Annotated in this window: 6 protein-coding genes; 3 read left to right on the forward strand and 3 right to left on the reverse strand. The window is 36.1% G+C overall.

What is annotated here, in order from left to right; genetic code table 11:
• Positions 1-75: 75 nt before the first annotated feature.
• Positions 76-432: a YmaF family protein gene (locus tag V7137_RS23970; RefSeq protein WP_335700396.1), complete on the forward strand. Its 357-nt coding sequence runs from the start codon at positions 76-78 to the stop codon at positions 430-432.
• Between the two features lie 313 nt (positions 433-745).
• Positions 746-1,000 (forward strand): hypothetical protein, encoded by a 255-nt coding sequence (locus tag V7137_RS23975; RefSeq protein WP_420490172.1) that lies wholly within the window; start codon positions 746-748, stop codon positions 998-1,000.
• 157 nt (positions 1,001-1,157) lie between these two features.
• Here the strand turns inward: V7137_RS23975 and V7137_RS23980 are convergent, their stop codons facing one another.
• Entirely contained in the window at positions 1,158-1,517 is a 360-nt protein-coding gene (locus tag V7137_RS23980; RefSeq protein ID WP_335700397.1) for a hypothetical protein, read from the reverse strand.
• Between the two features lie 207 nt (positions 1,518-1,724).
• Between V7137_RS23980 and V7137_RS23985 the strand changes: the two genes are divergently transcribed.
• Complete coding sequence (locus V7137_RS23985; RefSeq protein ID WP_335700398.1) at positions 1,725-2,045, forward strand: BC1872 family protein; 321 nt, start codon at positions 1,725-1,727, stop codon at positions 2,043-2,045.
• 62 nt (positions 2,046-2,107) lie between these two features.
• Here the strand turns inward: V7137_RS23985 and V7137_RS23990 are convergent, their stop codons facing one another.
• Together V7137_RS23990 and V7137_RS23995 are read right to left on the reverse strand one after the other, a co-directional pair.
• A complete protein-coding gene (locus V7137_RS23990; protein WP_335700399.1) occupies positions 2,108-2,497 on the reverse strand; it encodes a YybH family protein in 390 nt (129 codons plus the stop codon).
• Between the two features lie 22 nt (positions 2,498-2,519).
• Entirely contained in the window at positions 2,520-2,975 is a 456-nt protein-coding gene (locus V7137_RS23995; RefSeq protein ID WP_335700400.1) for a GNAT family N-acetyltransferase, read from the reverse strand.
• Between the last annotated feature and the right edge of the window lie 356 nt (positions 2,976-3,331).

Consider the following 3,331-nt stretch of genomic DNA (forward strand, 5'->3'; position numbering starts at 1 on the left):
TATTAATTCACATAAGTAAGTTTTATGCTGAATAGATTCTTTAATGAGTCAATTTAAAAGGAGGTATTTTATCTTTTGAAAAAAAATACTCGAAACCAACCAACTATTACTGAGAATGAACAAACAGTACAAACACATGATCACGAATTTACAGCAAGTACGAAGTTAGCAGAAGAGGATGATGATAGGCACAATCATCGTTTCGCTGGTGTGACGAGTGAAGTTATTCCGAGAGGGAAGAGTCATGTTCATTCGATATTAGTTAATACTGATTTTTTAGATCATCATCATGAAGTTGCCATAACAACAGGACCTGCCATTCCTGTTGGTGAAGGAAAACATATCCATTTAATTAAAGGAACCACTACATTGGACGATGGTCATGTACATGAGCTTTTATTTACTACTTTAATAGATAAACCACTAGTATGAATTGCTAATTTCTTAAAAATATAAGCTACAATGAATAGAAAAAAGGGAAGGATAGGTAAAGTGGCCATTAACTTTATCTATCCTTTTTTTTTACTTCAAATAACCCTCATTTACTATCGTCCCACCAATTGGAGAAAACTTAACCTTTAATTCCAAACCTTCTCCTCCCCTATAACCTATTATTACCATAATTATATATTAGTAGTAAATACTAGAATAATTCTCCTGCCTCACCTCAATCGTCCATTTTCAAAATTTTTTATTATCAGTAATTGAGGCTATCGTTCACTCATATATTTTATATGAGTATTTGATGATTCACATACCACAGGAAATAGGTGAGGTCGACATGTTTGCTGTTCATTTTATAGAAAATAATAACGTTTTATTAACTCAGCTGCTTAACCGAGTGCCAACCGAAGGTGAAGAGTTAAAAATTAAAGGTCGCAAGGCAACGGTATCAAGTGTTAAGAATGTAGATGAACTAAATGTTCATGTTCTAGTAACCGTAGAAGTTGTTAAGAAAAGTAAATTTGTTGTTGATAATTCCAAGAAGAAAAAGCGTTAACCAATAAAAAGACCGTATATGTTAGATGTGATCTAATTTGTACGGTCTTTTTTGTTTGCGTTCCTTTTCTCTATAGCTGAAATTACCGTTTGTCCAGCCTAAATTCACATGAAAGATACCCTTCAAATCAATAAATGCATAAGCTATACAGAATTAATCATAAAGTAGGTGAATTTAATGACTCACGATCATGGTCAATCACAATCCTCCTTTGTACCTTGGGAACAATGGCATCACCAACATCCTCATGGTTCATGGCAGCAGTGGCACCAGCAGCATCCTTATATGCCTTGGCAGCAGTGGCATCACCAATATCCTCACGGTACTCATCATCAATGGCAACAACAAAATCCTTGGGTACCTTGGCACCAATGGCATCATCATCATCCTCACGGCACATGGGAGCAATGGCACCAAATGTACCCACACAGAGAAAAGTAAGAATATAAAGGACAATTCGAGGTGAATGATTCACCTCTTTTTTTATCTCTACATTCTCAGGTATAGGTAGACGCACCATTATTCTTCTGAAAGTTTATTGCGATCAGCTAACGACCACAGTTTTTCTTAAATGAAACTGTGCCCCTTTTTTAAAAATATTTTTTAAAAATTCAAATAAATGGTAGTCAAAAATATTTTCGTGTTATTCAATAAATACATATTATGTATACTGTTACATAACAGTGAGTGAACATAAAAAAACGGGAGAAAAGGGGGAAATGTTATGAACAAAACTGATTCGATTGCACGTAGAATTCTAGGTTGGAAGTTAAATCGGTGGGATCGATGGTATGATTTTGAAAAGGCTGCATTCATCCACGAATCTGAGTTTCAACCCGAGCAAAATCTTGATCATGCCATGCTAATCGTCAACAAATTAAAAGGGCTTGGTTATACATTTAAAACCAATGGTGAAACGGATGCCAGCTTTAATAACGTCCATGCAACTGGCAAGACTCTATCACAAGCAATTACGAATGCTGCCTACACCATCATTGAAAATAACGTGGAAGATAGATCGACCATTTGGGCCCAATTGTGCTAGGGACTGATGAAAAAGGAGTTGATTACCGATCTATGGCAGGTAACCAACTCCTTTTTTGTATTCTAATTATTGATTAATTCCGTACCATAGGAGTTATCGATAGCACAAAGCCATTCTCCCTGTGAGTTTTTCTTAAATACATATGTGGCTTTTCTATCCATAGAATATTCAGAATCCTCTTTATCGGCTGTAAGAAGGGTTTGAGAAATAACTAACGCGGTATCTCCAGTTTCTAAAATAACCATTTCCCCCTGTGTGGGTACCACGCTGTTATTGAAATAGTTTGCAATAGCAATAAATGCTTTTTTGATTTCCTCTTTTCCTCGAGCTATCCTTCCAGGCTTGACAACTAAGATGGCATCATCTGTATAGTAATTCATCAGTGTATCAAAATCTTCCTTTTTGATTGCAAGGTCACATTTTTTAATGACCTCTTTTAATTCGTGATCCATTGACCATTCCTCCCAAACAAATTTATAAATCCATTGTCATAAATACGCTATTGGAGTCCTCGATATAATCTGAAAATGGCTGACAATACTCGAATCCGAAGCTTGTGTATAGTCTTCTTGCTGGTTCAAAAGCATCCATCGATCCCGTTTCCAAACTCAGCCTGTGATAACCTCGCTGTTTGGCTACGTCAATTATGTGTTGGAGAATCTGTGATGCCACACCTTTTCTTAGATGGAAGGCAGAAGTTCGCATCGATTTGATTTCTCCATGTTGGCCTTCAAGTTCTTTCAATGCCCCACACCCAAGTAAATCCTTTCCTTCCCATGCACTCCAGAAAGTAATATCTGGTCTCTGTAATTGATCTAGATTTAGTGCATGAATACTTTCTGGCGGTGAATTCAGGGTCATATTGTGCAGATGCTCCCCTACTAAATCAGCCACTTCTGTTCCGGTTAAATCATCTACTTTTATTTCCAAAAAAACATCCCCCTTTTGTCTTTGTATTGGAAAATATATTAAACTATTAGCAGGGTTAGTGCCAGTAATATTTCCTATTCAAATAAAAAAAGCACTGAGGACGAGAATGAGTGTCGATTTCCAAAAAGTTTTAGTATAAATGTAAATCTCCAATTCGATCAACCTTCAGTACAAGGCTCACCGTAAGGTTATATAGACAAATGGAGGCTAACTCACTAAATTTAATGAGTTAGCCTCTTTCTGTTTATATATTGACCTGCATGTGGTCATTTTTTTTATAATCTAATTAGAAAGAGGTATCCGCATTAATAATAAACCATATATTTCCTACAGCCTGGCCTGTTACATCTCCTTTT

This window comes from Neobacillus drentensis, assembly GCF_036962765.1.
Lineage (GTDB): Bacteria > Bacillota > Bacilli > Bacillales > Cytobacillaceae > Neobacillus > Neobacillus drentensis_C.